Genomic DNA, 21,479 nt, shown 5'->3' with positions numbered 1-21,479 from the left:
GCAGGAACGCAGTGCGAGAGGCAGTCCGGTCAGGTCACGACGCCGAGCTGCCAGGGGACGAACTCGTCGGCGCCCAGGTCGAGCTCCTCGGAGACCGTCTGCCGACCCGAGGCGACGTCGAGGATCAGGTCGAAGATCTCTTCGCCGACCTCGTCGAGCGTCGCCGTCCCGGCCACGATGCGGCCGGCGTCGAGGTCCATGTCCTCGCGCATCCTCAGGAACGTCTCGCTGTTCGTCGCGACCTTGATCGACGGAGCGGGCTTGCACCCGAGCACGGAGCCTCGGCCGGTGGTGAAGACCACGACCGTGGCGCCGCCGGCCACGATGCCGGTGACCGAGACCGGGTCGTACCCCGGGGTGTCCATGAACACCAGACCGTGCTCGGTGACCGGCTCGGCGTACTCGTGGACCGCCACCAGGTCGGCCGAGCCCGCCTTGGCCACGGCCCCGAGTGACTTCTCGAGGATCGTGGTGAGGCCGCCGGCCTTGTTGCCCGGGGAAGGGTTGTTGTCCATGGTCCCGCCGCCGGACGCCGTGTAGCTCTTCCACCACTCGAGGCGGTCCAGCAGGCGCCGGCCGACCTCGGGGGAGACCGCGCGTCGCAGCAGCAGGTGCTCGGCCCCGAAGACCTCGGGCGTCTCGGCGAGGATCGAGGCGCCGCCCTGCGCGATCAGCAGGTCGGACGCACGCCCGAGGGCGGGGTTCGCGGTGATCCCGGAGTACCCGTCCGAGCCGCCGCAGTTGAGCCCGAGGACGAGGGCCGAGGCGGGCGCCGGCTCGCGCCGCAGCGCGTCGATCCCCGGCAGCATCTCCTCGATCGCGGCGACGCCGGCCCGCACGGTGGCGCGGATGCCGCCGGTCTCCTGGATCGTCAGGGTCCGCACCGCGAGGTCGTCGCGCAGCGCCAGGCCGTCGAGCAGGCCGGCGGCCGGCAGCATCTCGCAGCCGAGACCCAGGACGAGCAGACCGGCCATGTTGGGGTGCGTGGCGTAGCCGCGCAGCGTGCGCAGGGTGATCTGCGCGCCCTCCGACGTGGGGACCAGGCCGCACCCGGTGTCGTGCGTGAGGGCGACGACCCCGTCGACGTTCGGGTAGGCGTCGAGCACCCGGCCGCGGAACTGGTCGGCGATCAGCCGCGCGGTGGAGGCCGAGCAGTTGACCGAGGTGACGATGCCGACGTAGTTCCGGGTCGCCCAGCGCCCGTCCGAGCGGCGGTACCCGTCGAACGTCCGGGCGGCCGACGGCGGGGGGAGCTCCCGGCGGTCGGTGCCGAACTCGTGCTCGCGGTCCGCGTCGTCCATGCCCAGGTTGTGGGTGTGCACGTGCTCGCCGGCCCGGATCGGGGCCGTCGCCAGCCCGATCGACTGGCCGTACTTGTGCACCGGGTCGCCCGCGGCGACGCCGCGCGTCGCGACCTTGTGGCCTCGCGGGATCGTCGTGGGGACGTCCGCCACGTCGCCGTCCGGGAGCCGCAGCCGGGTCCCCGCCACCAGGTCGCGGGTCGCGACGGCGACGTCGTCCCCGGGGCGCAGGAGCAGAGCGACCTCGGCGAGGTCGATCGGCCCGGCCACCGCCGGGCTCACGCCGGCCGTCCTTCGAGCGCGTCGCGGACGGCGGCGCGCCACCCGTCGTGGTCGCTCAGGTCGCCGAACACGTCCCGCAGGTCGAGGAACCGGTCGGCGAGCCCGTGCGCGGGCCCGTCGACCGCGGCGGCGAGCGCACCGGCCGCGGGGTCGTCGAGCGGCACCCGCCGGCCGTTCACCTCGAGCGTGCCCCGCGCCGCGGCGGTGACGTAGGCGATCCACGCCGCGACGGCCTGGGCCGAGGCCGTCGGCACGACCCCGGCGGCCAGCCGGTCCCGCACCGTCCCGAGCAGGCGGATCGGCAGCTTCTGCGACCCGTCCATCGCGACCTGGACGGTGGTGTGCCCCGTGGCGGGGTTGGCGAAGCGGGTCAGCACCTGGTCGCGGTAGGCGGCGAGGTCGAAGCCGTCCGGCGCGACGAGGGTCGGCAGGACGTCCTGGTCGACGAGGGTGCGCGCGAGCGACGCGAGGACCGGGTCCACCATCGCCTCGGCGATCGTCGCGTGGCCGCGCAGGGCGCCGGCGTAGGCGAGGGTCGAGTGGGTCGCGTTGAGCACGCGCAGCTTGGCGCGCTCGTACGGCGCGACGTCGTCGGTGAGGGTGGCGCCGGCGCGTTCCCACGCGGGCCGCGGCCCGGCGAAGTCGTCCTGGATCACCCATTGGATGAACGGTTCGGCGACCACGAGCCCCTCGTCGGCCAGGCCGAGCATCGCCTGCGCCAGCTCCCGGTGCTGCGGTGCCGTGGCGGGCACGATGCGGTCGACCATGGTCGCCGGGAACCGGACGTGCTCGGCCACCCAGTCCTGCAGCGAGCGGGAGCCGGGGGTGGCGGCGAGCACCTCGGTCACCAGGGTCGCGAGCGCCGGCCCGTTGTCGACCAGGTTGTCGCAGCAGACGACGGTCAGCGGCCCCGAACCCGCACGGCGCCGGTGGGCCAGCCCGCGCACCAGGAGGCCGATCGGCGAGCGTGCCTCGGTGGGGCGCTCGGGGGTGTGCCCGAGCTCGTCGGCGAGGGCCGCGAGGTCCGAGGCGAGGTCGGGGTCGTTCAGGTCGGGATGCCCGTCGGCCGCCCTGCGGTAGCCCTTCTCGGTCACGGTCAGGGTCACGACGTGCGTGCTGGGTGCCGCGAGGGTCGACAGCACGCGGGCCGTGTCGCGGCCGGGGTAGGACGCCTCGCGCACGGAACCCACGACGCGCAACGCGGCGGTCTCCGCGCCCTCGGCGTCCAGGCCGAGCGACAGTACGCCGTAGAGGCCGTCCTGCGGCGCCAGCTGGTCGACGACCCGCGCGGACCGTTGGGTCACGCCGTGGATGCCCCACCGGTCGTCCCCGGTCTCAGCCGCGGCGTCCTCGGTGAGCACCGCCTGGTGGGCGCGGTGGAACGCGCCGAGCCCGAGGTGGACGATGCCGGTCGACGCAGGCCGTGGGCCGGGCAGCCGGACACCCCGTGGCACCGGGGCGAGGGCGGCGAGCGTCCGGGCGCTCAGCCGGTCGGCGGTCATGCCTGGCTCCGCGCCGCGCCGGCCGCCGCCGGGGCGGTGGAACCGCGCACGACGAGCTCGACGCCGAGCAACTCGCGGACGACCGCGGGCGGGTCGGACGGGTCGGCGTCCGCGGTGGCCACGACGAGCTCGACGGCCCGGCGGCCCACCTCGCGCAGCGGCAGGGTCACGGTGGTCAGCGGGGGATGGACCAGCGCCGCGGCAGGTATGTCGTCGAAGCCGATCACGGACATCTCCTCGGGTACGCGCACGCCTCGGGTGCGGAGCTGGTCGAGCACACCGAGCGCGACGAGGTCGTTGTAGGCGACCACCGCCGTCGCCGCCGAGCCGAGGGCGAGGTCGGCCGCCGCGACGCCGCGTGCCGCGACCGGCCGGCCGGGCCCGAGATCCACGACCGTGATGCCCTCGACGGCCGCGAACGCCTCCCGCCGGCGCTGGTCCGACCACGACGACGCGGGGCCGCCGGCGTAGGCGACGGTGCGGTGGCCGAGCGCGCGGAGGTGCTCGAGCCCCTGGCGCACGCCGTCGGCGTTGTCCACGCTCACCGACGGCACGCCGTCGAGCTCCCGGTTGACCAGGACGACGCGACCGGCGTCGGCGTGGCTGCGCAGCTGGCTCTCGGGCATCCGGGAGCTGCACAGGATCACGCCGTCGACCTGCTCGCGCAGCCGGGCGACCAGGTCGAGCTCGAGCGCCGGGTCCTCCTCGGTGTCCGCGACCAGGACGGTCCGGCCGAGCTCCCGGGCGCGCGCCTGGACGCCCTTGGCGACGGAGGCGAAGAACGGGTTGGCGAGATCGGGCAGCACCAGACCGAGGTGCCCCGAGCGTCCGCTGCGCAGCGCCCGGGCCGCCGGGTTGACGCGGTAGCCGAGCTGGGCGGCCGCGCGCAGCACGCGTTCGCGACCCGCCGTGGCGACCGAGCCGGGCTCGGACAGCGCGCGCGAGGCGGTCGCCGGAGACACGCCGGCGGCCGCTGCGACGTCCTTGAGGGTGGCCATCGTCCCTCCTTCCGTTCCGTGAGTCTAGAGCATCTGAGATCGATTGCACCATTCGTTCGGTCGCCTGGGTCTGCGAAGGATCCGCACGTCGGAAGACCTTTGCGCAGAGAGGTCAAGTCGTGGCAAGATGCCCCGGTCGGTGAAACGGTGAAATCGAATGCACCAGTGGCCGACCGATCAAGGAGGACGGGTCCACATGCGCCGGTGGGAACTGCACCCGGATCGTGCGCTGCCGGTCGAGGGCCAGGTCCGGGACATCGCCCGCGCGATCCTGGACGCCACGGCAGCGCTGCCGATCGTCTCGATGCACGGGCACGTCGAGGCCGAGATGCTGGATCGCGACGGGGCGTTCGACGACCCGGCGCGGCTGCTGGTCGTGCCCGACCACTACGTCGTCCGGATGCTGGTCTCCCAGGGCGTCCCGCACGACTCGCTCGGTGTGCCGCGGCGCGACGGTCGCCCGGTGCAGACCGACCCGCGCGAGATCTGGCGGACCTTCGCGTCGAACTGGCACCTGTTCCGCGGCACGCCGAGCCGGTTCTGGCTCGAGCACGTCCTGGTCGAGGTGTTCGGCGTCGAGGAGCGGCTGTCCGCCGAGACGGCCGACGCCGCGTACGACGCGATCGCGGCCCGGCTCGCGACGCCGGAGTACCGCCCGCTGGCGCTGCTCGACCGGTTCGGGATCGAGCTGATCGCGACGACCGACTCGGCGGAGGCGGACCTGCGGCACCACGCGTCGCTCGCCGCTCGGGGCTGGGGTGAGCGGGTCGTGCCGACGTTCCGTCCCGACGGTCTGGTCCACGTCGACCGTCCGACCTGGCGGGACGAGGTCGCGCTCCTGGGGGAGCGGTCGGGCATCGAGGTCACGTCCTACGCGAGCTTCGTCGCGGCGCTCGAGCAGCGCCGCGCGGCGTTCGTCGCGGCCGGCGCCCGGGCGACCGACCACGGGCACGTCACGGCGGACACCACGCCGCTGGAGCCCGCCCAGGCCGAGGAGATCCTCGCCGCGGCCCTGCGTGGCCGGGCCACGCCCGCCCAGGCGGCGGCGTTCTCCGGCCACATGCTCCTGGAGATGGCCCGGATGTCCTGCGAGGACGGCCTGGTGATGCAGCTGCACTCCGGCGTGCTGCGCGACCACGACCCGGCGGTGCATGCGGCCCGCGGGAACGACGTCGGCTACGACATCCCGGTCGCCGCGGAGTACACCCGGGCGCTGCGGCCCCTGCTGGAGCGGTACGGGCACCACCCGCGCCTCACCCTCGTGCTGTTCACGGTCGACGAGGACGTCTACTCGCGCGAGCTCGCGCCGCTGGCCGGCGTGTACCCGGCGGTCCGGCTCGGCGCCCCCTGGTGGTTCCTGGACACCCCCGAGGCGATGCGACGGTTCCGGGAGGCCGCCACGGACACCGCGGGGTTCTACAACATGACCGGGTTCGTCGACGACACCCGCGCGTTCTTCTCGATCCCGGCCCGGCACAACCTCGCCCGGCGGATCGACGCGGGGCACCTCGCGCGGCTGGTCGCCGAGCACCGGCTGGACCTCGACGAGGCGCACGAGGTCGCGCGGGCGCTGGCCTACGACCTGCCGCGACGGACCTACCCGCCGCTCGGAGGTGCGTCGGCATGAGCGTCGTCGACCAGAACCCGACCGCGCCGCCCTCCCGGCACACCGCACCCGGCGCCGGGGTGGTGCCGCAGTTCGCCGACCCGGACCCCACCCGACCGCGCCGCCGCTATGCGGTGGTCGGCACCGGGCACCGGGCCGGGATGTACGTCGCGGCCCTGGGTGGCGAGCACGCCGACGTCGGCGAGCTCGTGGCCTGGTGCGACCCGAACCCCGGCCGGATCGACGTCTACGACGCCGAGCTCGGCCAGGCTCGCGGCCTGGCCGGTCCGGCCGGCCTGCCGCGGTACACGCCGGACCGGCTCGAGGCGATGGTGGCCGAGCAGGACGTGGACGTCGTGATCGTCACGACGCCGGACCACGCGCACGCCGAGATGGTCGACCGTGTGATGCGGGCCGGCGCCGACGTCGTGGTCGAGAAGCCGCTGACCATCGACGCGGCCGGCTGCCGGCGCATCGTCGGCGCCCTCGCCGACACCGGACGCGACCTCGTGATGACCTTCAACTACCGCTACGCGCCGCGGAACTCCACGCTGCGCCAGGTCATCGCGTCCGGAGCGATCGGGGACGTGACGAGCGTGCACTTCGAGTGGGCGCTCGACACCGTGCACGGGGCGGACTACTTCCGTCGCTGGCACCGCAACAAGGAGAACTCGGGCGGTCTCGGGATCCACAAGTCGAGCCACCACTTCGACCTGGTGAACTGGTGGCTCGACGACGTGCCCGAGCGGGTCTACGCGCGCGGCGGCCTGAAGTTCTACGGCGCCGAGAACGCCCGCGCCCGCGGGCTGTGGCCCAGGCCCGAGCGTGGCACTGGCGCCGAGGACGACCCGTTCTCGCTGGACCTGCGGGACGACCCGCGGCTGCAGGCGCTCTACCTCGACGCCGAGCACCACGACGGCTACCGGCGCGACGGCGACCCGTTCGCCGAGGGCATCACCATCGAGGACAACCTCGCGCTCGTCGTGGACTACCGCGGCGGGGCGCTGCTGACCTACTCGCTCAATGCGCACAGCCCCTGGGAGGGCTACCGGGTCACCGTCAACGGCACGCGCGGCCGGGCCGAGCTCGAGGTGGTGGAGCGGGGCGCGGTCGTCGTGGACGAGCACGGCAAGGTGACCCTCGACCCGTCGGCCACGCCCGAGACGCGCACCGGTCCCGACCTGCGCCCCGAGGGCGAGCGACTGCTCGTGCAGCAGCACTGGGCGCGCGCCGAGGAGGTCCCGATCCCGGCCGGCATCGGCGGGCACGGTGGCGGCGACGCGATCCTGCTGATGGACGTCTTCCGGCGGGACCTGCGGGTCGAGGACGACCCGCTCGCCCGGGCCGCGGGCTACCGCGACGGGCTGCGCGCGGTCGCCGTGGGCATCGCCGCCAACCGTTCCCTGGCGACCGGCCAGGCCGTGGACATCGTGGATCTGGACCTGGGGGAGGACCTGTGAGCGAGGCGACGTCGCCCGACGTGATCGAGGCGCTGGGCGCGCGGCGGCTGGTGCCCGTGGTGGTGCTGGACGACCCGGCCCGGGCCGCCGGGCTGGCCGGTGCGCTGGTGGACGGAGGGCTCCCGGTCGCGGAGGTCACCTTCCGCACCGCCGCGGCGGAGGAGTCGATCCGGGTCATGGCCGAGCGTGGCGACGTGCTCGTCGGCGCCGGGACGGTGCTGACGCCCGATCAGGTGGATCGTGCGGTCGCCGCGGGCGCCGCCTACGTCGTGTCACCGGGCCTGTCGCGCGCGGTCGTCGAGCGGTGCCACGAGCACGGCGTGCCCGCGCTGCCGGGCGCGGTCACCGCGACCGAGGTGCAGCAGGCGCTCGAGCTCGGGATCACGACCATCAAGTTCTTCCCGGCCGGTACGTCCGGCGGCGCGAAGGCGATCGCGGCGCTCTCCGCGCCGTTCGGCGGCGTGCGCTTCGTGCCGACCGGCGGGGTGGGGCCGGCCAACCTCGCCGAGTACCTCGCCGTGCCGAGCGTGCACGCGGTCGGCGGCTCCTGGATGGTCCCGCGTGACCTGGTCGCGAGCGGTGACTGGGCGGCGGTGCGGACCCTGGTGGCAGATGCGGTCGCGCTCGCGGCCGGGACGGAGTGACGATGACGCAGGACGCGGCCCCGGTGCAGGTTCGACCGGCGTCCGAGTGCCGGTTCGACGCGGTCTCGCTCGGCGAGGTGATGCTGCGCCTCGACCCGGGTGAGGGGCGGATCCGCACCGCCCGGGAGTTCCGGGCCTGGGAAGGTGGCGGGGAGTACAACGTGACCCGCGGCCTGCGCCGTGCCTTCGGTCTGCGCACCGCCGTGGTCACGGCGCTCGCGGACAACGAGGTCGGCCGCCTGGTGGAGGGGTTGATCCTGGCCGGCGGTGTGGACACCTCGTTCATCCGCTGGTTCGACTACGACGGCGTCGGGCGCGCGGTGCGCAACGGGTTGAACTTCACCGAGCGCGGGTTCGGCGTCCGCGGCGCCGTCGGGGTCTCCGACCGGGGCCACACCGCGGCCGCCCAGCTGCGCGCGGACGACGTCGACTTCGACCACCTGTTCGGCGAGCTCGGCGTGCGCTGGCTGCACACCGGCGGGATCTACGCGGCGCTCTCCGACACCGCGGCGGCCACCACGCTCGCCGCTGTCCAGGCGGCCCGCCGGCACGGGACCGTCGTGTCCTACGACCTCAACTACCGGCCGTCGCTGTGGAAGGCGGTCGGTGGGCAGGCGCGTGCGCAGCAGGTCAACCGGGAGATCGCGCCGTTCGTGGACGTGATGATCGGCAACGAGGAGGACTTCACCGCCGCGCTCGGCTTCGAGGTCCCCGGCGTGGACGAGTCGCTCGCCGAGCTCGACGTCGCGGGCTTCGCGTCGATGATCGACTCGGTCGCCGCGGCCTACCCGAACTTCGGGGTGATCGCCACGACGCTGCGAACGGTGCGCAGCGCCACGGTCAACGACTGGGGCGCCCTGGCGTGGTCGCGCGGCACGGGCCTGGTGCGCGCCACGCAGCGCGATGGCCTGGAGATCCTCGACCGGGTCGGCGGCGGGGACTCGTTCGCGTCCGGGCTGGTCGCCGGGCTGCTCGAGGGCCGGTCGCTCGGCGAGGCCGTGAACTGGGGCGCCGCGCACGGTGCGCTCGCCATGACGACCCCCGGGGACACGTCGATGGCCACCCGGGCCGAGATCCTCAAGCTCGCCGGCGGCGGCGGTGCGCGGGTCGACCGATGACCCCGCGGACGCCGAGCACCCGGGATCCCGAGGGGCGAACGCCGTGAAGATGGGCTTCCGCTGGTACGGCGAGGGCAACGACACCGTGAGCCTCGACCAGATCCGCCAGATCCCGGGGGTCGAGACGATCGTCTGGTCGCTGCACCACAAGCAGGCGGGCGAGGCCTGGGCGGAGGACGAGATCGCCGCGGAGATCGCGACGATCACCCAGCTCACGCCGGACCACCGGGCGGCCGGGATCACCCGGACGTTCGACGCCGAGGTGGTCGAGTCGGTCAACGTGCACGAGTCGATCAAGGTCGGCAGGACCGTGCTCGGTCTCGACCGGGACGAGGCCATCGCCAACTACGTCACCACGATCGAGCGGCTCGGCCGAGCCGGCGTGAAGGTCGTCTGCTACAACTTCATGCCGGTCTTCGACTGGCTGCGCACCGACCTGTGGCACCCGCTGCCGGACGGGTCGACCGCGCTCGCCTACGACCAGGCGATCGTCGACGGCCTCTCGCCGCAGGTGCTCATCGACGACATGGCCAAGGGCTCCGGGGGGCTGACCCTGCCCGGCTGGGAGCCCGAGCGCCTGGCGCACGTCGCCGAGCTCGACGCCGCCTACCGGGGCGTCACCCACGAGGACATGTACCGCAACTACCGGTACTTCCTCGACGCCGTCATCCCCACCTGCGAGGAGTACGACGTCAAGCTCGCGGTTCACCCGGACGACCCGGCCTTCGACCTGTTCGGCTGGCCGCGCGTGGTCTCGACGCACGAGGACCTGGCCACCGTGCTGTCGCTCAACCCGAGCGCCCACCACGGGCTCACGCTGTGCCTGGGCAGCTTCTCCTCGAACCCCGAGGCGGACGCGGTGGCCGCGGTGCGCGCCTTCGTGGACCGCATCCACTTCACCCACGTGCGCAACATCAAGCACCTGCCCGGGGGCAGCTTCACCGAGGTCGGCCACCGCGCGAGCGAGGGCTCGGTGGACACGGTCGGGATCATGAAGGCCTACGCCGAGGCCGGGTTCACCGGGTACGTCCGGCCCGACCACGGCCGTCACCTGTGGGACGAGAACACGACCAACCGACCCCGCCCCGGCTACGGGCTGTACGACCGCGCGCTCGGGGTGCAGTACCTGCTGGGCCTGTGGGACGCCTTCCGGTCCTGACCGACGACGAGGGGGGAGCTCGATGCGGGTGAGCACGGGCGCGGAAGAGCCGGCGACATGACGCGGCGGGTCGAGGCCGTCATCGACGTCGACGTGCCGGGCGCGACGATCAGCCGACACCTGCACGGCCAGTTCGCCGAGCACCTCGGCACCGGGGTGTACGGCGGGCTCTGGGTCGGCACGGACTCCGGCGTCGACCACGTCGACGGCTTCCGTGCCGAGGCCGTCGCGGCGCTGCGCGAGCTCGGGGTGCCGAACGTGCGGTGGCCGGGCGGCTGCTTCGCCGACGAGTACCACTGGCGCGACGGCGTCGGACCGCGCGAGCAGCGGCCCCGGATGGTCAACACCCACTGGGGCGACGTCGAGGAGACCAACCACGTCGGCACCGCCGAGTTCCTGCGGCTGTGCGAGCTGCTCGACGCCGAGCCGTACATCTGCGGCAACGTCGGGTCCGGCTCGGTGCGGGAGATGAGCGAGTGGGTGGACTACCTCACCCGCGACGGACGCTCGCCGATGGCCGACCTTCGTCGTGCCCACGGCCGTGACGAGCCATGGCGCATCCGGTTCTGGGGCCTGGGCAACGAGCCCTGGGGCTGCGGCGGGCAGCTGCGCGCCGACGCCTACGCCGACCTCGCGCTGCAGTACGCGACCTACTGCCGCGACCACGGGGACTCGCGGCTGTACCGGATCGCCGCGGGCGCCGACTCGGAGGACTACGCGTGGACCGAGGCCCTGATGCGGGCGGTCGCGCCGACCGGCACGGTCGGCGAGCGGCCGGCCTTCCAGGGGTTGTCGCTGCACCACTACACGCTCGCCGGTCCGTGGCACGCGAAGGGTTCGGCGACCCGGTTCTCGGTCGAGGACTGGTGGCGCACGGTCGCCGAGGCGCGCCGGGTGGAGTCGATCGTCCGCCGGCACGTGGCCGTGATGGACCGCTACGACCCGGAGCGCCGGATCGGCCTGGTGCTCGACGAGTGGGGTACCTGGTGGGACGTCGAGCCCGGCACGAACCCGGGGTTCCTGCACCAGCAGGGCACGATGCGCGACGCCGTGGTCGCGGCCGTCCACCTCGACGTCTTCCACCGCACGGCTGAGCGCCTCGTCATGGCGAACGTCGCGCAGGCGGTGAACGTGCTCCAGGCGATGCTGCTGGTGGACCTGGAGACCGGCGCCGTCGTCCGCACCCCGACGTTCCACGTCTTCGAGATGGCGCGGGTCCACCAGGACGCGGCGTCGCTCGCCGTCCACCTGCGCGGCGACCTCATCGGGTCGGGCGGCGGTGTCCAGATCCCCGTGGTCTCGGCCTCGGCGAGCACGCGGGACGGTGCCGTGCACGTCTCGCTGGCGAACCTGCACCCGCAGGAGCGGGTCGAGGTCGTGCTCGACCTACGGGGCGGCTCGCCCCGCACGGCGGCAGCCCGGGTGCTGGCCTCGGACGACCTCGCGGACCACAACACCGCTGCGCGGCCGGACCTCGTGCGGCCACGCGAGCTCGCCGTGCTCGGCGCCGGAGGGCCGCTCGCGGTCACCTTGCCACCGGCGTCCGTGGCGGTTGCCTCGGTCGAGCTCGGCTGAGGTCGCTCGCCGACCCGTCCGGGCGCGTGTCGGGCCAGCGTTCAGGGAAAGCGGGTTCCGCGGCGTAGCATGCGGCCCATGGCCAGGGTCACGCTCGCGGATGTCGCCCATGCCGCCGGCGTGTCCCAGGCGACCGCCTCCCGGGCGGTCAACGGCAGCAACCGCACGGTCCGGCCGGACCTGAGGGAGCGGGTGCTCGCGGCGGCCTCCGCGCTCGGCTACACACCGGATGCGAACGCGCAGGCGATGGCGCGGGGCCGCACCACGTCGCTCGGACTGGTCGTGCACGACATCGCCGACCCCTTCTTCTCCACCATCGCCGCAGGCGTCAGCCAGGCCGCCGAGGAGGCCGGGCTGATCGTCTCCCTGACCGAGACGCAGGGCGACCCGAGGCGCGAGGTCGAGATCGTCTCGCTGCTCGACCGGCAGCGCGCGATGGCGATCGTCCTGGCCGGCACCAGGCTCGGTGACGACGCCGACGACGCCGCTCTGCTCGCGGCGCTCGAGGCGTACCGCGGGCGCGGCGGCCAGGTGGCACTCGTCGGACAGCGCCTCGGCGACCTCCCCGTGCTCGCGGTCGACCATCGCGGCGGCGCCGCCGAGCTCGCCGGAGCCCTGGTCGACCTGGGCTATCGGCGGTTCGCCATCGCGGCCGGCCGGCCCCGGCACCGCACCGCTGCGGCCCGCGTGGCGGCGATCCGCTCGGAGCTCGCCGCCCGGGGGCTGCCGGTGCCCGACGACCGCGTGGTGCACACCGATCTCACCCGGACCGGGGGACGCGCGGCCGCGGCCGCCCTGCTCGCGCTCGCGGAGCGCCCGGAGGTCATCATGGCGGTCACCGACCTGATGGCCGTCGGCGTGCTGGGCGGGATCCGCGACGCGGGGCTGCGCGCGCCCGAGGACGTCGCCGTGACCGGCTTCGACGACATCGAGATCGCCAGCGACGTGACCCCCGCACTGACGACCGTGCGGCTGCCGTTGCGCGAGATCGGGCAGCGGCTGACCGCCCTGGCGCTGATCCCCGGTGGGGCCGACGCCCTCGAGCCCGTCCGTGGCGAGGTCGTCGTCAGGGAGTCCACCCCCGCCCGCTGACCTGCCGCGGCGCTCCTCCCCGATCCCACCACGGCGCGATCCGACCGTGCGTGCCCGACTTTTGGAAAGCGCTTGCCCGGCACGCCGAGACGTGCCACGATCAGGGGAGCCGGATCGCCCGGCCGCCACGTCGAAGGAGCGCGGATGCGGGTCGCCATCGTCACTGGAGGCAGCCGCGGCATCGGGCTCGGGATCACGCGGCGACTGCTCGAGGACGGCTTCGCGGTCGCGGTGCTCGCCACCAGGCCGCAGCCCCCGGACGCGATGGCGGCCCTGCTCAGCGAGCACCCCGAGCGACTGCGCTACCTGGTCGGGTCGGTGGCCGAGCTCGAGGACCACGCCCGGGTGCTCGACGCGGTCGTCGGCGCCTGGGGCCGGCTCGACCTGCTGGTGAACAACGCGGGGGTCGCGCCCGACGTGCGCGCGGACCTGCTCGACGCGACGCCGGAGAGCTTCGACCGGGTGCTGGACGTCAACCTGCGCGGGCCGTACTTCCTCACCCAGGCGTTCGCGCGCCGGGTCGTGGCGCTCCGAGGGCCGCTGGCTGCGCTGCCGGAGCCACCGGCCGGGCCCGTCGCGACGGTCGTCAACGTCTCGTCGATCTCGGCGACCACGGTGTCGACGAACCGTGGCGAGTACTGCGTGTCGAAGGCCGGGGTCGCGATGGCCACGCAGCTGTGGGCCGCGCGCCTGGCCGAGGAGGGGATCGTCGTCTACGAGGTGCGCCCCGGCGTGATCGCCACCGACATGACCGCAGGCGTGACCGCGAGGTACGACGCCCTGCTGGCCGACGGGCTCGCGCCGATCCGGCGCTGGGGTCGCCCGGCCGACGTGGCCGGCGCGGTCGCGATCCTCGCGTCGGGGCAGACCCCGTACTCGACCGGCGAGGTGTTCCACGTCGACGGCGGCATGCACATCGCGCGGCTGTGAGGGGAGAGACGGTGGGCAGGCACGAGGAGCGCTCGTCCGAGGCGCCCGGGACGGTGACGGTCGCGGGTCTCGAGGTACCGGTGGTCACCGCGACGACCGTCGTTGTCGGCACCGGCTCCGCGGGCTTCTGCGCCGCCGACCGGCTCTGGGAGCTCGGCCAGACGGACGTGGTGATGCTCGCCGACAAGGTGCACGCGGGCGCCTCGCGCAACGCCGGCTCGGACAAGCAGACCTACTACAAGCTCACGCTGTCCGGTGGTGACGGGGACTCGGTGCACGAGATGGCCACGACCCTGTTCGCCGGTGGCGCGATGGACGGGGACAACGCGCTCGCCGAGGCGGCGCTGTCCGCGCGGGCGTTCCTGCGGCTGTGCGACCTCGGCGTGCCGTTCCCGCAGAACCGGTGGGGCGAGTTCATCGGCTACAAGACCGACCACGACCCCCGCCGCCGGGCGACCTCGGTCGGTCCGTACACGAGTCGCACGATGGTCGAGAAGCTCGAGGCCAAGGTGGCGCGCAACGGCACCAGGGTGTTCGGGGAGTGCCGCGTGGTGGACGTGATCACCCGCGACGGCGAGGTGGCCGGCCTGCTCGCGCTGCGCACCGACGTCCCGCACGACGGCGAACGGTCGCCCTGGCTGCTGTTCCGGTGCACGAACCTGGTCTACGCGACCGGTGGGCCGGCCGGGATGTATGCGACCCGGGTGTTCCCGAACGGGCAGTGGGGCGCCTCGGGCGCCGCCTACCGCGCCGGCGTGCAGGGCAAGAACCTCACCGAGTGGCAGTTCGGCCTGGCGTCGACCAAGCCGCGGTGGAACGTGTCCGGCTCGTACATGCAGGTGCTCCCGCGGTTCGTCTCGACCGACGCCGAGGGCGGCGACGAGCGGGAGTTCCTCACCGAGGCGATCGACGACTACGGGCGACTGCTGTCGATGGTGTTCCTGAAGGGCTACCAGTGGCCGTTCGACATCCGCAAGGCGCGAGACGGGTCCTCGCTGATCGACCTGCTGGTCTACCGCGAGACCGTGCTCCGCGGCAGGCGGGTCTTCCTCGACTTCCGTCGCAACCCGGTGCGCGAGCAGCTCGACCCCTCGGCGCTGTCCGACGAGGCGCGTGAGTACCTGGACCGGGCCGGTTGCCTGTTCGGCACGCCGATCCAGCGGCTGCGGCACCTGAACGAACCTGCCTACCAGTTCTACCTGGACAAGAACCCCTACGTGGACCTCGAGACCGACCTGCTCGAGGTCGACGTGTGCGCGCAGCACAACAACGGCGGGTTGCTCGTGGACGCCTGGTGGCAGGCGAACCTCCCCGGGTTCTTCCCGGTGGGGGAGGCCGGCGGGGCGCACGGCGTGTACCGCCCCGGCGGCGCGGCGCTGAACAGCGGCCAGGTGGGTGCGACGCGGGCCGCGATCTACATCGCCGCCCGGCGGGGAGACGCACCGCCTGACGACGCGACCTTCGCGGCGGCGGCGGCGCCGGTGCTGCAGGCCGCGGTCGGGCTCACCGAGGCCGCCACCGGGCGGCACTCGGCCGGGGCGGCGGACAACACCGCCGACCTGCTGACCGGCGTCCAGGAGCTGATGAGCGCCAAGGCGGGACCGGTGCGCTCGGCGGAGTCGATCGCCGAGGCGCTCGCCGCGGTGCGCTCGCTGCTGGCCCGTTACCCGCAGGACGTCGTGGCGGACCCGGGCTCGCGCCGTGCGGTGAACCGGGTCTTCCTGGTCCGGGACATCCTGACCAGCGCCTACGTCTACCTCTCGGCCATGGCCGACTACGTCGCGCACGGCGGACGGTCGCGGGGGTCGGTGCTGTACACCGACCGAGCCGGTGAGCTGCCGCACGTGGGCCACGGGCCGCTGGCCGACACCGAGCTCGAGCTGCCCGAGGAGTTCCGGTTCGCGCTGGACGGCGGTGCGCTCGACGAGGAGATCCAGGAGGTCGGCTGGGTGGCCCCGGGGGCCACCCTGCCCGAGGCGCCGGACGAGCACGCGTGGCGGGCGGGTGCCGACGCCGACCTCGACGACCCGGCGGGGACGCCGGTGTTCCGCTGGCGCCCGCGGCGCCCGATCCCGGCGGACGACGACTTCTTCGAGAACGTCTGGCGGGAGTTCCGCGAGCACGGCAACGTGCCCTGAGGCGACGCGACGTGACGCGGCTGCGGAGGGGACGCGACGTGACGTGACGCGGCTGCGGAGGCGACGCGACGCGGCCCCGGGTGCCGGTCGAGGAGGTCCGGCTCCCGGGGCCGCGCGGTCAGGCGGTCACAGGTACGGCAGCACGTAGCGGGTGTAGCGCTCGCTCATCGTGGCGAGGGTCTGCTCGGGCGGGGTGTCCCACACCTGCTGGTTGAAGATCTCCACCTCGACGTCGCCGGTGTACCCGGCGTCGCGCACCCACGTGGTGATCCGGGCGAAGTCGACGTAGCCGTCGCCGACGTGCCCGCGGGAGTGCAGCGGTTCCGGCGCCAGCGGGAGCAGCCAGTCGCACACCTGGTACGCCGCCAGCCGACCGGTGGCCCCGGCCCGCGCGATCTGCTCGCGCAGCTGCGGGTCCCACCACACGTGGTACGTGTCCACCACGACGCCGACGGTCTCGGCCGGGAACGGGTCGGCGAGGTCGAGCGCCTGGCCGAGCGTCGAGATCACCGCCCGGTCCGCGGCGAACAACGGGTGCAACGGCTCGAGGACCAGGCGGACCCGGTGCTCGGCGGCGTACGGCACGAGCTCGGCGATGCGGTCGGCGACCCGGGACCGGGCTGCGACCAGGTCGCGGGCCGGGTCGCTGGCGGCGGCGGCCGGGTAGGGTCGCGCCGGGCCGCCGGGCGCGCTCGCGGCGGGCAGGCCGCCGACCACCATGATGAGCTCCGGGGCACCGATGCCGGCGGCCTCCCGGATCGCCGCGCGGTTGTCCTCCAGGGACGCCTTGACGGCGGCCTCGTCGTTCGCCGTGAGGAACCCGCCGCGGCACAGCGACGACGCGCGCAGGCCGTGGTCCGCGAGGATCCGGGACGCCACCGCGAGGCCGGTCTCCTGCACGAGGTGACGCCACGGTCCGATCGCGGACAGCCCCGCGGCGGCCGCTCCGGCCGCCGCGTCGAGCAGCGACCAGCCGTGCGTGGTCTCGGTGTTGAGCGAGAGCCGGGAGTGGTCGGCGGGGTCGGTCACAGCGTGATCTCCGGGACCTCGAGCCGGCGGCCCTCGGCCGCGGACCGCAGGCCCAGCTCGGCGAGCTGGACGCCACGCGCTGCGGAGAGCAACCCGAACCGGTGCGGGCGACCGGCGAGCACGTCGCGCAGGTACTCCTCCCACTGCGCCCGGAAGCCGTTGGCCGGTACGCCGTTGTCGGGCACCTCGAGCCACTGCTCCCGGAACCGCTCCGAGGTGGGCACGTCGGGGTCCCACACGGGTCGCGGGGTGTGCGCGCGTTGCTGGGCGACGCAGCCGAACAGGCCGGCGACCGCCGAGCCGTGCGTGCCGTCGACCTGGAACTCGACGAGCTCGTCGCGGTGCACCCGGACCGCCCACGAGGAGTTGATCTGGGCGATCACCGGGTCCCCGGCCGGCGTGCGCAGCCCGAAGATGCCGTAGGCGGCGTCGTCCGCGGTCGCCTGGTAGGCGGCGCCGGACTCGTCCCAGCGGGTCGGGATGTGGGTCGCGACCTCGGAGGTGACCGTCTCGACCCGGCCGATCACGCCTTCGAGCACGTAGTTCCAGTGGCAGTACATGTCGACCGTCATGCCGCCGCCGTCCTGCTTGCGGTAGTTCCACGACGGACGCTGCGCGGTCTGGTGGTCGCCCTCGAACACCCAGTACCCGAACTCGCCCCGCAGCGACAGGATCCGCCCGAAGAAGCCCTCGTCGACGAGCCGGCGGAGCTTGACCAGCCCGGGCAGGTACAGCTTGTCGTGCACGACGCCGGCCGTGACGCCGCTGTCGGCGCCGAGGCGGGCCAGCTCGACCGCCTCGCCGAGCGTCTCGGCGGTGGGCTTCTCGGTGTACACGTGCTTGCCCGCCTTCATCGCGGCGGTGAGGGCCTCGACCCGGCGCGAGGTGACCTGCGCGTCGAAGTAGATCGGCAGGTCCGGGTCGGCGATCGCGGCGTCCACGTCGGTGGACCAGTGGGCGACGTCGTGGCGCTCGGCGAGCTCGCGCAGCCGGGCTTCGTTGCGCCCGAGCAGGACCGGCTCGACCTGGACGCGGGAGCCGTCGGGCATGAGCAGCCCGCCGTCGTCGCGGATGGCCAGGATCGAACGCACGAGGTGCTGGCGGTAGCCCATCCGCCCGGTGACGCCGTTCATCGCGATACGCAGCGGCGACATGCTCATGAAGTCTCCTATGACTAGCAGGAATGCGCTTTCCAACGTACCGACCGGTCGGTCCCGGGTCAAGCCGCCCGACGCGGGAGGTTCGACCCGGGGCCGATGCGGGCGCGCGCCTGCGCGTACCTCAGGGGTGTCGATCTTGCAACGATTCATAGGTCCTATTGACACCGGGAAAGCGGTCTCCTACCTTGCGGAATGCGCTTTCACATCGAGCAAGGAGGCTCTACATGAGGCACAACAAGCTGGCCCTTGCCAGCGTGGTCGCGGCGGGGGCCCTTGCCCTCTCCGCCTGCAGCAGTGCGGGGGGAACGACGGCCGACCCGTCTTCCGCCGAGACGTTCAACCCCAACGAGCAGGTGACCCTGACGCTGACCTGGTGGGGCAACGACGACCGTGCGTCGCGCTACCAGGAAGCGATCGCGCTGTTCGAGGAGGCCTACCCGAACATCACGGTGCAGCCGACGTTCTCACCGTGGGACGACTACTGGACCGCGCGGTCCACCGAGGCTGCGAGCCGCAGCCTGCCGGACGTCATGCAGTTCGACCTGTCGTACATGCGTGAGTACGCCGACAACGACATGCTGCTGAACCTGCAGCCCTACCTGGACAACGGCACCATCGACCTGTCCGGGTTCGACCCGAGCCTCGTCTCCGCCGGTGTGCTCGACGAGAAGCAGGTCGCGATCCCGACCTCGACCAACACGTTCTCGATGTTCACCAACCCGGCGATCCTCGACCAGACGGGGGTTGCGTTCCCGGACGACGCGACCTACACCTGGCAGGACTTCAACCAGTTCATCGCGGACACGACCGCAGCCGGGGCGACGACGGACGACGGCTACGCCATCTACGGCAGCCCCGACTACACCGGCACCTTCTGGTTCTTCATGCAGTGGCTGCTGCAGAAGGGTGTCCAGCCCTTCGCCGAGGACGGTTCGCTCGGGTTCACCCAGGACGACGTGGTCGAGTTCCTGAACCTCACCGCCGACCTGCGTGCGGCCGGCCAGACCTACCCGCAGGACCGCACCGTGGCGCTGACGCCCGTCAGCGGCTTCGCCTCCAACGAGGCGGCCGCCCAGATGAACTGGGACAACTTCCTGGCGTCCGACTCGGCCGACTCGGGCAGCGAGCTCGCCCTGCACCAGATCCCGTCGATCGAGCCGGGCGAGAAGCACCTGTTCCTCAAGCCGTCCATGCTCCTCGTGGCCGGTGCCAACACCGAGCATGCGGCGGCTGCGGCCACGCTGATCAACTTCCTCCTGACCGAGCCTGAGGTCGGCGCCATCTTCGGCACCTCGAAGGGCGTGCCGGCCGACGTCGTCCAGCGGGACAAGGTCGAGGCGGCGCCCGGCAGCATCGACGCCCAGGTCATCGCCTACGAGGAGTCGATCTCGAGGGACGTCACCGAGACCGTCCCGATCCCGGTGAAGGGCTACGGCACGATCGAGGCCAAGTGGAAGACCCTCGCCGAAGAGGTCGCGTACGGCAACCTCACGCCCGAGGACTTCGCGAAGCAGTGGTTCGACGAGGCCGAGCTCGCGATGTCCTGAGCCGTACGACAGCCTCACGCGCCGCACCGGCGCAGTGCCCGGCCGGCACCCCACCCGTGCCGGCCGGGCACCTCGACGAACGGATCAACGAATGACCACGTACATCCAGACCGTCGGTCTCGTCCACGAGGCGAGCCGCGAGGCCGGGCGCAGGCGCCGCCGGCGCTCGGAGGCGCTCGCAGGCTACGCCTTCCTGTCGCCCTGGCTGATCGGCTTCGTGCTGCTGACGGCCGGCCCGATGCTCGCCTCGCTCTACCTGGCGTTCACCGACTACGACCTGTTCGGTGCACCGACGTGGACCGGCCTGGAGAACTTCCAGCGACTGTTCACCGACCCGAACTACCTGCAGGCGTGGAAGGTCACCGGCTCCTACGTGCTGCTGGGCACGCCGCTCAAGCTCGCGGCCGCCCTCGCGGTGGCGATGCTGCTCAACACCAAGCGCCGGGGCCGCGGGTTCTACCGCTCCGCGTTCTACGCGCCGTCCCTGATCGGGGCCAGCGTCTCGATCGCCATCGTCTGGAAGGCGATGTTCATCGACGGCAGCATCGTCGACCGGATCAGCCAGTTCTTCGGCGCCGAGCCGGGCGGCTGGGTCGGCGACCCTACGCGCACCCTGCCGATGCTGATCCTGCTGACCGTCTGGCAGTTCGGCGCGCCGATGGTGATCTTCCTCGCCGGCCTCAAGCAGATCCCGACCGAGCTCTACGAGGCCGCGTCGATGGACGGCGCCGGCCCGGTGCGGCGATTCGTCAACATCACCCTGCCGATGCTGTCCCCGGTGATCTTCTTCAACCTGCTGCTCGAGACGATCCACGCGTTCCAGATCTTCGCGTCCGCGTTCATCATCTCCAACGGGACCGGCGGCCCGGCCGGCTCGACCCTCTTCTACACGCTCTACCTGTATCAGCGCGGCTTCGTCGACTTCCAGATGGGCTACGCCGCGGCGATGGCCTGGGCCCTGGTGCTCGTGGTCGGAGCCGTCACGGCGCTGCTGTTCCGCAGCTCGCGGATGTGGGTGCACTACTCGGGAGACGCGCGATGACCGCCGCCACTGTCCTGCCCTCCGACGCGGAGAGCCTGCGACTGCGCCGCCAGGGCCGCGCCCGCCGCGGCGTCCAGGCGCTGATCTACCACGGGCTCGTGCTCGCCCTGGTCGTGGTGGTGCTCTACCCGGCGGTGTGGATGCTGATCTCGTCGTTCAAGCCCAGCAACGAGATCATCGGCAACGTCTCGCTCGTGCCGGAGGGCGCGTCCTGGGCGAACATCCAGACCGCGCTCAACGGCATCGGCGGCGTCTCGTTCTGGACGTTCGTGCTGAACTCGCTGATCCTCGCGGTCGGCTCGGTGGTCGGGATCCTGATCTCCTGCTCGCTGAGCGCCTACGCGCTGTCCCGGGTGTCCTTCCCCGGGCGCAACGTCTTCTTCACGCTCATGATCGGCACGCTGCTGCTGCCGTTCCACGTCGTGGTGATCCCGCAGTACATCATCTACAACCAGCTCGGCCTGGTGAACACGTTCGTGCCGCTGCTGCTCGGCAAGTTCCTCGCGGTCGAGGGCTTCTTCGTGTTCCTCATGGTCCAGTTCATGCGCAACCTGCCGCGTGAGCTCGACGAGGCGGCGCGGATCGACGGCGCCGGGCACGTGCGGATCTTCACGTCGATCATGCTCCCGCTCATGCAGCCGGCCTTCGTGACCGCGTCGATCTTCGCGTTCATCTGGAGCTGGAACGACTTCTTCGCACCGCTGCTCTACCTGAAGAAGCCCGACCTGTACACGCTGCCGATCGCGCTGCGGCTCTACGTCGACCAGACCACGACGTCCGACTACGGCGCCCAGATGGCGATGGCCGTCCTCGCCCTGCTGCCGGTGCTCCTGTTCTTCCTGGTCTTCCAGCGGTACCTGGTCGAAGGTGTTGCGACGCAGGGGCTCAAGGGGTGA

17 protein-coding genes are annotated in these 21,479 nt (G+C 72.9%); 12 read left to right on the top strand and 5 right to left on the bottom strand.

Features of this window, described 5'->3' with window-relative positions; all coding sequences use genetic code 11:
- Nucleotides 1-29: 29 nt before the first annotated feature.
- From OEB99_RS08925 to OEB99_RS08915, 3 genes are read right to left on the bottom strand one after another with little or no spacing between them, the layout of a single operon-like run.
- Nucleotides 30-1,583 carry a UxaA family hydrolase gene (locus OEB99_RS08925; RefSeq protein ID WP_263509699.1) on the bottom strand — a complete coding sequence of 518 codons (1,554 nt, stop codon included), beginning with the start codon at nucleotides 1,581-1,583 and terminating at the stop codon, nucleotides 30-32.
- Entirely contained in the window at nucleotides 1,580-3,085 is a 1,506-nt protein-coding gene (locus OEB99_RS08920; protein ID WP_263509698.1) for a mannitol dehydrogenase family protein, read from the bottom strand. Before OEB99_RS08920 ends, OEB99_RS08925 begins: the two co-directional genes overlap by 4 nt.
- Nucleotides 3,082-4,083, bottom strand: a complete 1,002-nt coding sequence (locus OEB99_RS08915; RefSeq protein WP_263509697.1) for a LacI family DNA-binding transcriptional regulator — start codon at nucleotides 4,081-4,083, stop codon at nucleotides 3,082-3,084. Before OEB99_RS08915 ends, OEB99_RS08920 begins: the two co-directional genes overlap by 4 nt.
- 196 nt (nucleotides 4,084-4,279) lie before the next feature.
- Between OEB99_RS08915 and uxaC the strand changes: the two genes are divergently transcribed.
- The 9 genes from uxaC (at nucleotide 4,280) to OEB99_RS08870 (ending at nucleotide 15,805) form a co-directional block, all read left to right on the top strand.
- A complete protein-coding gene (uxaC, locus tag OEB99_RS08910; RefSeq protein WP_263509696.1) occupies nucleotides 4,280-5,710 on the top strand; it encodes a glucuronate isomerase in 1,431 nt (476 codons plus the stop codon).
- Complete coding sequence (locus OEB99_RS08905; RefSeq protein ID WP_263509695.1) at nucleotides 5,707-7,149, top strand: Gfo/Idh/MocA family protein; 1,443 nt, start codon at nucleotides 5,707-5,709, stop codon at nucleotides 7,147-7,149. The genes uxaC and OEB99_RS08905 overlap by 4 nt, the downstream gene beginning before the upstream one ends.
- Nucleotides 7,146-7,793: a bifunctional 4-hydroxy-2-oxoglutarate aldolase/2-dehydro-3-deoxy-phosphogluconate aldolase gene (gene eda / locus OEB99_RS08900; RefSeq protein ID WP_263509694.1), complete on the top strand. Its 648-nt coding sequence runs from the start codon at nucleotides 7,146-7,148 to the stop codon at nucleotides 7,791-7,793. Before OEB99_RS08905 ends, eda begins: the two co-directional genes overlap by 4 nt.
- Nucleotides 7,794-7,795: 2 nt before the next feature.
- Entirely contained in the window at nucleotides 7,796-8,911 is a 1,116-nt protein-coding gene (locus OEB99_RS08895; RefSeq protein WP_263509693.1) for a sugar kinase, read from the top strand.
- A 49-nt stretch (nucleotides 8,912-8,960) separates the two neighbouring features.
- The gene (locus OEB99_RS08890) at nucleotides 8,961-10,070 is read left to right on the top strand and encodes a mannonate dehydratase (RefSeq protein WP_263509784.1); all 1,110 of its coding nucleotides are present in this window, start codon (nucleotides 8,961-8,963) and stop codon (nucleotides 10,068-10,070) included.
- Nucleotides 10,071-10,127: 57 nt separating this feature from the next.
- Nucleotides 10,128-11,645, top strand: coding sequence for an alpha-N-arabinofuranosidase (locus OEB99_RS08885; RefSeq protein WP_263509692.1), 1,518 nt, complete (start codon nucleotides 10,128-10,130; stop codon nucleotides 11,643-11,645).
- 78 nt (nucleotides 11,646-11,723) lie between these two features.
- Complete coding sequence (locus tag OEB99_RS08880; protein WP_263509691.1) at nucleotides 11,724-12,737, top strand: LacI family DNA-binding transcriptional regulator; 1,014 nt, start codon at nucleotides 11,724-11,726, stop codon at nucleotides 12,735-12,737.
- Nucleotides 12,738-12,881: 144 nt separating this feature from the next.
- Complete coding sequence (locus OEB99_RS08875; protein ID WP_263509690.1) at nucleotides 12,882-13,667, top strand: 3-ketoacyl-ACP reductase; 786 nt, start codon at nucleotides 12,882-12,884, stop codon at nucleotides 13,665-13,667.
- Between the two features lie 11 nt (nucleotides 13,668-13,678).
- Entirely contained in the window at nucleotides 13,679-15,805 is a 2,127-nt protein-coding gene (locus OEB99_RS08870) for an FAD-dependent oxidoreductase (protein ID WP_263509689.1), read from the top strand.
- Nucleotides 15,806-15,931: 126 nt separating this feature from the next.
- On the opposite strand, the gene OEB99_RS08865 is transcribed toward OEB99_RS08870, so the two are convergent.
- Entirely contained in the window at nucleotides 15,932-16,834 is a 903-nt protein-coding gene (locus OEB99_RS08865) for a sugar phosphate isomerase/epimerase family protein (RefSeq protein ID WP_263509688.1), read from the bottom strand.
- Nucleotides 16,831-17,994 (bottom strand): Gfo/Idh/MocA family protein, encoded by a 1,164-nt coding sequence (locus OEB99_RS08860; RefSeq protein WP_263509687.1) that lies wholly within the window; start codon nucleotides 17,992-17,994, stop codon nucleotides 16,831-16,833. Before OEB99_RS08860 ends, OEB99_RS08865 begins: the two co-directional genes overlap by 4 nt.
- A gap of 224 nt (nucleotides 17,995-18,218) precedes the next feature.
- Between OEB99_RS08860 and OEB99_RS08855 the strand changes: the two genes are divergently transcribed.
- The 3 genes from OEB99_RS08855 (at nucleotide 18,219) to OEB99_RS08845 (ending at nucleotide 21,479) form a co-directional block, all read left to right on the top strand.
- Nucleotides 18,219-19,541, top strand: coding sequence for an ABC transporter substrate-binding protein (locus tag OEB99_RS08855; RefSeq protein ID WP_263509686.1), 1,323 nt, complete (start codon nucleotides 18,219-18,221; stop codon nucleotides 19,539-19,541).
- 91 nt (nucleotides 19,542-19,632) lie between these two features.
- Complete coding sequence (locus tag OEB99_RS08850; RefSeq protein WP_263509685.1) at nucleotides 19,633-20,583, top strand: carbohydrate ABC transporter permease; 951 nt, start codon at nucleotides 19,633-19,635, stop codon at nucleotides 20,581-20,583.
- A complete protein-coding gene (locus tag OEB99_RS08845; RefSeq protein ID WP_263509684.1) occupies nucleotides 20,580-21,479 on the top strand; it encodes a carbohydrate ABC transporter permease in 900 nt (299 codons plus the stop codon). The genes OEB99_RS08850 and OEB99_RS08845 overlap by 4 nt, the downstream gene beginning before the upstream one ends.

It is taken from the genome of Actinotalea endophytica (genome assembly GCF_025717005.1).
Classification (GTDB): domain Bacteria; phylum Actinomycetota; class Actinomycetes; order Actinomycetales; family Cellulomonadaceae; genus Actinotalea.
This window is presented reverse-complemented; position numbering and strand designations above follow the sequence as displayed.